This is a genomic window from Aquidulcibacter sp., from assembly GCF_044346625.1.
GTDB lineage: Bacteria > Pseudomonadota > Alphaproteobacteria > Caulobacterales > Aquidulcibacteraceae > Aquidulcibacter.
The window spans coordinates 1-5707 of sequence record NZ_JBIIYV010000115.1 but is presented as its reverse complement, the minus strand read 5'-3'; the positions used below and the strand labels follow the sequence as shown (position 1 = coordinate 5707).

The window sequence follows — 5707 nt, the reverse complement described above, 5'->3', positions numbered from 1 at the left end:
TGGGACCGTCTAGCACCATCGGCGCAACCATGCCTGATAGGCGCAGGCCTGCTACCAGTGTCGTAGTTTTCCTGTGGCTATGAGGAAAGCCCATGCGCAGACGCTGACCTTTTGCGCAACGGCCATGGGTGCGCGCCATATTGGTCGCAGTCCATGTTTCGTCGATAAAGACCAAACGCTCCGGGTCCATGTCGAGTTGGCCAGCAAACCAGGAATGGCGGCGCGAAAGAACGTCGGGGCGATCTTGTTCTATCGCGTGGCCAGTCTTTTTTTACGCGTGAAGCCGTGGCGAACAAACAATCGATCAAGGCTTGATTTTGTTGTGACAATGCCTCGCTGCGCCAAATCAGTGCACATTTCAGCCAAGGTGGCGTCACGATTGGCTTCAAAAACCTCCATGACAATCCCGTAGTGATCATCGAGATTCCAAGCCCTCATGTTTCCGCCACGTGCCATCGCCTCAAAGTGGCCGGTTTGCTTATGGCGCGCCCGCCAGCGAACCGCTGTCGCAGCTGAGATACCAAACTGAATTGCCGCCGCCCGACAACTCAAACCACCCTCAATCGCTTTGATCACACGCGACCGCAAATCCATCGATAATGCCTGAGCCATAAAAGCCGACCTCCATCATCAGCCTCCATGGTGAATCACATCACATCTGATTTGGGAATCCTTCCGATTCAGCTCGAAAGGGAAACGCTTGTCTTATGACGATCCTGACCTTTTGGGTAAGTAGGGGTGCTTTTGGTGAGGGATCAACTCACCAAAAGCGGGAGGGGATGGATCGCGGAAACGCTGGCCTTTTGGGGCCGAATTAGAGTTTGATCACCCCTCTCTTTTCCAAAAGGCCTGAACGGATACGCGTGCTTGAGGCACGAATGACAAGCATAGGATCGGAAAAGATGAGACAATCTATCTTAAAAATCGCTGATGCGCAAAGCATTGGTGTGGATATTTCCAAAGCTACTTTGGACGCACACGCTTATCCAGTTGGGCAAGCGCACAGCGTGCCAAATACGCCTCATGGCTTCAAAGACCTCTTGAAATGGCTACAGGCATATGAGGTGGTGCGTGTGGTGTTCGAGCCGACCGGGGCTTATCACCATGACTTTGAACGTGCTCTGGCCAAGGCTGAGCTGCCCTTGTGCAAGATCAATCCACTGCAAGCCAAACGCTATGCCCAGTCGCGGGGAAAGCGTGCCAAGACCGACGCAGTGGACGCTGCCATGCTCGCCCGCATGGGCCATGAACACAACCTGGAACCCAAGCCAATCTTCAGCCAAGCGATTGATGAAATGAAGGAACTAAGCGTTGCTCGGCTTGCTTTAGTCAAAGATCGTACAGCAGCATCAAACCGCAGACATGTCCGACGGAGCCCGCTTCTGCAACGTCAATCCAAAGCCCGTATTGCCCATATCGATGCCCAGATCGCTCAAATAGACGCCGCAATCGCTGCCATCATGGCAACCCAACCCGACCTTATGGAAAAGGAAAAAATCCTGCTCTCGATCCCTGGCATTGGTCCTGCAACCGTACGCACCTTCATTATCGATATGCCAGAACTCGGTTCAATCGAGAATGCCCAAGCTGCTAGCCTCGTAGGCCTTGCCCCTATCGCAAGTGACAGCGGTGCGATGAGAGGCAAGCGCCACATAGGCGGGGGACGCGCCCATGTTCGCCAAGCCATCTACATGCCAGCCCTCGTCGCTTGCCGCTATAACCCTGACCTAAAGGCCAAATACAACGCCATGATCAAACTCGGCAAATCACCCAAAATCGCTATAACAGCCATCATGCGAAAGCTGGTCGTCGTCGCCAACGCTCTCCTGTCAAAAGGCAAATTGTGGACGCCAAAACCAGCTTGACGACAACGGATACTCTAGATATCGGTTAACCATTTCATGGTCAAGTAAAAAACATAGATTTCAATGTTTTACTCGCCTAAATGGGGAATTTTTCCCTGTTCATTCAGGCGTTTGTACCTCAACAAGATTGATTTCCGCCATTTTGCCAAGGAATTGACTCACCTGCGCGAAGCAGGTGTTGCGATCTACTTCATAGGCCTCCATCAGAGCCACACAGATTTCTTCCATGGACATAGGCCGCTCCAGCAAAGCCCAGATGTCGGCTCCAACCGACCCGGTCGCAAAATACTTGCCGACACGTTCATCAAAGAAAACGATCTCGTCTCCCAAGGCACTGCCTTGGACATTCGAACGCGAATATACTGCGTGATTTGAATCTTGGCTCATAACTTTACTCTCTGTCCTGTGGTTATTGCTTGCTGTCGATCAATCTGTATCGAGGTCACACATTGTCCAAGCATTATTGACGTTATTTGTAGGGTTAAATGCAAATGATTTCAACTTCATCCGCTTCGTTGGAGTCATCATTCTCAATTTTCTACAAATAGTGTTTAGCTTGCATATTGAATAGCCGGGCATAGCTACCGTTCAATTCAATGAGTTGATCGTGAGTTCCCGCTTCCTGGATCTGTCCGTTCTCGAGCACATAGGTGAAGTCTGCTTGTCTAACCGTGGAAAGCCGATGACTGATGATCAGAGCGCCACGTTGCCCCAAACGCTCTCGGAAGTTCTCAAACAATTCAAATTCAGCGGCCGGATCAACGGCACTTGTTGGCTCATCCATGATCACGAATTGGGAGTCTGGAAAAAGCGAGCGCGCCAGAGCAATTCGCTGCCACTGACCAATGCTCAGGTCATGACCATCGTCGAAAAGCTTGGTTAAAGGTGTTTGATAGGTGGCGGGCAAAGCGCTGATGAACTGATCTGCTCCGGCAATTTCCGCCGCGTGCCGTACCACCTCTTCATTGAAGGGCAGGTCCACATTGCCAAATCGAATGTTGTTCGTGATGGTATCAGCGTAACAAGAATAATCTTGGAATATAACACTAAAGAGGGCGCGATAGGCTTCTGGATCTAGGTGTCGTATATCCTTGCCATCCAATAGAATCCTTCCATCCGTTGGATCGTAGAGCCTGTTCAGGAGCTTGATCAATGTGGTTTTGCCTGAGCCATTTTCGCCAACAAGGGCGACGATTTGGCCGGGTTTCATTTCAAAATTGATGGCGTTAATTGAAGCCCGCTCCGCGCCCTCATAGCGAAAGCTGACATTCTCCATCCGAATGCCTGCTTGGAGTGGCAGAACGATGTCGAGAGGTTTCTCGTCAGCAACAATTCTTGCTTTGGTATCAAAGAACTCAAACAACCGACTTAGATACAAATGGTCGTCGACCAGACGCGAAATACTAGAAACCAACTCATTACCGGCTCCTTCGGCACGGCGCAGAAGAAGAACAAACATGGCCACTTGCCCTATTGTCAGTGTGCCCTTCAGCGCGGCCTCGATTAAGAAAGCGGCAGCTCCCATAAAGACGATCGAGGCAAAAGCCGCAACCCCAAGCTCGAAAATAGCTCGCCCCTGCTCAATCGCCATGTTCTCGGAGCGGATTTTTGACTGCAGTTCTTTATATCTCAGGGCAAAATAGCCTCCGAGCCCATTGATCCGCAATTCTTTCGCATGAAGGTTCGACGTGAGCATCCAATCCAAGTAGCCCGAGCGGCGCTCAAGTTGCGCACGTGTCATCCGCCAATCATACAAGCGCTTTGTAAACAGTAGCCGCACGCCCAAAGCCGCGCCAACTGTCAGCAAAAGAATCGGCAATAGTCGCCATTCAATTGCAGCCAACATGACGAGAATGGCCGCAAGAACGATTGTGCCGCGCCCGCCATTGATGACATTGCCAATAACCTGTGCCGGGCGCTGCGAGCCCGCTTCTCGGGCCTTTTGAAGTGAGTCAAAATATTGTGGGCTCTCATAAAAGCTCAAATCCAGCGCAATCGCGCGATCATGAATCTTGCTATTGACCAAATCGCCAACCACAAAGCCCTGCCGCATCCGCAACAGATTCGCCACAGATTGAGCGATTGCCGCGAAAACAAGCGCACCACCAGTCAAACCGAGGAACCAAAAAATTTCAGCATGACCTTGAGAGGTCTGCAGTCCCTTGCCAATTGCGTCGACAAGCAATTTGATAGCATAAAGGGAACCAATCGAGAGCGCTGCCTCCATTAGGGTTGCGGCGATTACAGCGGCCGTCAACCAAGGGCCGCTTTCCATCAGGATCGTCCAAACGCGACGGGCGGTCGTTAAGGCCGACGCAATTGTCTTAAAAATTTTTTCAAACCAAGCAGTTTGCGGTTGCACCGACATTAGGCACCGATCCGTTTGACTAGATTCCCAATGAGGATGAAGATATTCTCGAGGCGATATAACCATTCAAGCTGTCTTGGTCGGCGGTGCTTTAGATATTGATAGATATTGGGTTGAATGCGCCGCAGCGCAGACTGAGCCCAAAATACAAATTTCCGCTTCGAGTCAAATTGCCATTGGTCCCCAAAATCGAACAAAAACATGGCGTCCCAGCTCTCCAACTCGAAAGCAGAGTCACCAGGCAAGCCACGCAAGGCCGCGTCCAAGAATATTCCGCCTGGTGTTTGCGCCAAATGTGTCGGCCAAGACTGAGGTTCTGAGGTTAATTCTGCGAACGACAAAGCTGCTTTCACTGTGGGGAGAAGGCCAACTTCGGCTGCAATTCCTAAGACCTCAGCTTCGTCGAACGAGGCATGCGCCCTGAGGGCATGTAAGTCGGCAACCCAATGAAGCCGCGACCAAAAATGCCGCGAATGATGATAGGTTATGTAAACGAAGTGCCACGCAGTGGAAAAAGTTCTGATTTTACTCCCCCCGACTTCCATATCGTGTGCTTCTCGCAGAATTCGCGGCACCGGGAAGATTGGTGTTGTTTTCTCGATGTGACGATGAAGTTCGATGTGAGTATTATCTTGATCGAACATTGATATCACGTCAGCGTGTCGGACTAAGAACGACAGGTCCTGCGCTTGTGAAACAAAGGTGCCGTCCTCGCTATTCAGCAAGAACCGATAGCCTTTCTGATAAGCCAGATACGCAACTTTCTCATAATCAGCCTCAAGTACTATCACATCAATGTCACTACAGGATCGCGTGTTTGGATCCTTATAGAATCTGTGCGCCAGAGCAGGGCCCTTCATATAGGCATGCCGTGCACCGACTGGCTCGACGCAGTCTCGCTGGAATGATGCCATTGCGGATGTGAGTTTCAGCGCACTGATTGTGCGCGCCATGGCATAAAGACGGATATCGGCCAAGAGATCTGCAGGAACAGTCGTCGGTTTCAGCGCGGTGAGATGTTTGTATACAAATGGAAGGCTAGCATTATTTAGCGATAACTTGAAAAACTCCTGCCAATCTTCAATTTGCGCTACCAGTGCTAAAGCGGTCGCATGCATATCCTTAGGCAGCGTATCGCGCGCCAACAATAGTAGCAATTGCGCGGTCGCGTCCGTTCTTGCATGGCCTTTTTCGGCTAAGCTCTTCATTATAGAAAATTCCTCGTATCTTTGCCTAATTGCTCTAAGAATAACACTTCGCCATACGCCACTACAACTAAGGCGCAGTCATTGGACATCGTGCAATAAATACCAATGCTTGCGCTGTTCCTGTCTTAGCAAAAAGCGAGCCAATCCTTAAGAAGAGTAATATTTTGAGTAAGAGTTATAGTATGAGGCGGAGTCGCCTCGTGTGTATTTGGATTGTGCTTTGAAGTCGACGGAGTTGAGTGCGACGCCGCGGGGTGTGATGTGGG

5 protein-coding genes and 1 pseudogene are annotated in these 5707 nt (G+C 50.6%); 1 reads left to right on the top strand and 5 read right to left on the bottom strand.

Going from position 1 to position 5707, the window contains the following annotated elements; genetic code table 11:
- Both ACIQ20_RS15535 and ACIQ20_RS15530 read right to left on the bottom strand, forming a co-directional pair.
- A pseudogene (locus tag ACIQ20_RS15535) lies at positions 1 to 190 on the bottom strand (IS630 family transposase); the annotation flags it as partial.
- 59 nt (positions 191 to 249) lie between these two features.
- Positions 250 to 612, bottom strand: coding sequence for a helix-turn-helix domain-containing protein (locus ACIQ20_RS15530; protein ID WP_395781891.1), 363 nt, complete (start codon positions 610 to 612; stop codon positions 250 to 252).
- Between the two features lie 290 nt (positions 613 to 902).
- Between ACIQ20_RS15530 and ACIQ20_RS15525 the strand changes: the two genes are divergently transcribed.
- Complete coding sequence (locus tag ACIQ20_RS15525; protein ID WP_395781889.1) at positions 903 to 1865, top strand: IS110 family transposase; 963 nt, start codon at positions 903 to 905, stop codon at positions 1863 to 1865.
- Positions 1866 to 1964: 99 nt separating this feature from the next.
- Here the strand turns inward: ACIQ20_RS15525 and ACIQ20_RS15520 are convergent, their stop codons facing one another.
- From ACIQ20_RS15520 to ACIQ20_RS15510, 3 genes are all read right to left on the bottom strand, one after another.
- Entirely contained in the window at positions 1965 to 2252 is a 288-nt protein-coding gene (locus ACIQ20_RS15520) for a PqqD family peptide modification chaperone (RefSeq protein ID WP_395781887.1), read from the bottom strand.
- 151 nt (positions 2253 to 2403) lie between these two features.
- The gene (locus ACIQ20_RS15515) at positions 2404 to 4233 is read right to left on the bottom strand and encodes an ABC transporter ATP-binding protein (protein ID WP_395781885.1); all 1830 of its coding nucleotides are present in this window, start codon (positions 4231 to 4233) and stop codon (positions 2404 to 2406) included.
- Positions 4233 to 5441 carry a nucleotidyltransferase family protein gene (locus ACIQ20_RS15510; protein ID WP_395781883.1) on the bottom strand — a complete coding sequence of 403 codons (1209 nt, stop codon included), beginning with the start codon at positions 5439 to 5441 and terminating at the stop codon, positions 4233 to 4235. Before ACIQ20_RS15510 ends, ACIQ20_RS15515 begins: the two co-directional genes overlap by 1 nt.
- Positions 5442 to 5707: the final 266 nt, after the last annotated feature.

Excerpts from the sequence above, each read along its gene's own strand:
- ACIQ20_RS15525 (WP_395781889.1), top strand. The coding sequence starts at position 903 with ATGAGACAATCTATCTTAAAAATCGCTGATGCGCAAAGCATTGGTGTG.
- ACIQ20_RS15520 (WP_395781887.1), bottom strand. The coding sequence starts at position 2,252 with ATGAGCCAAGATTCAAATCACGCAGTATATTCGCGTTCGAATGTCCAA.
- ACIQ20_RS15515 (WP_395781885.1), bottom strand. The coding sequence starts at position 4,233 with ATGTCGGTGCAACCGCAAACTGCTTGGTTTGAAAAAATTTTTAAGACA.
- ACIQ20_RS15510 (WP_395781883.1), bottom strand. The coding sequence starts at position 5,441 with ATGAAGAGCTTAGCCGAAAAAGGCCATGCAAGAACGGACGCGACCGCG.
- ACIQ20_RS15530 (WP_395781891.1), bottom strand. The coding sequence starts at position 612 with ATGGCTCAGGCATTATCGATGGATTTGCGGTCGCGTGTGATCAAAGCG.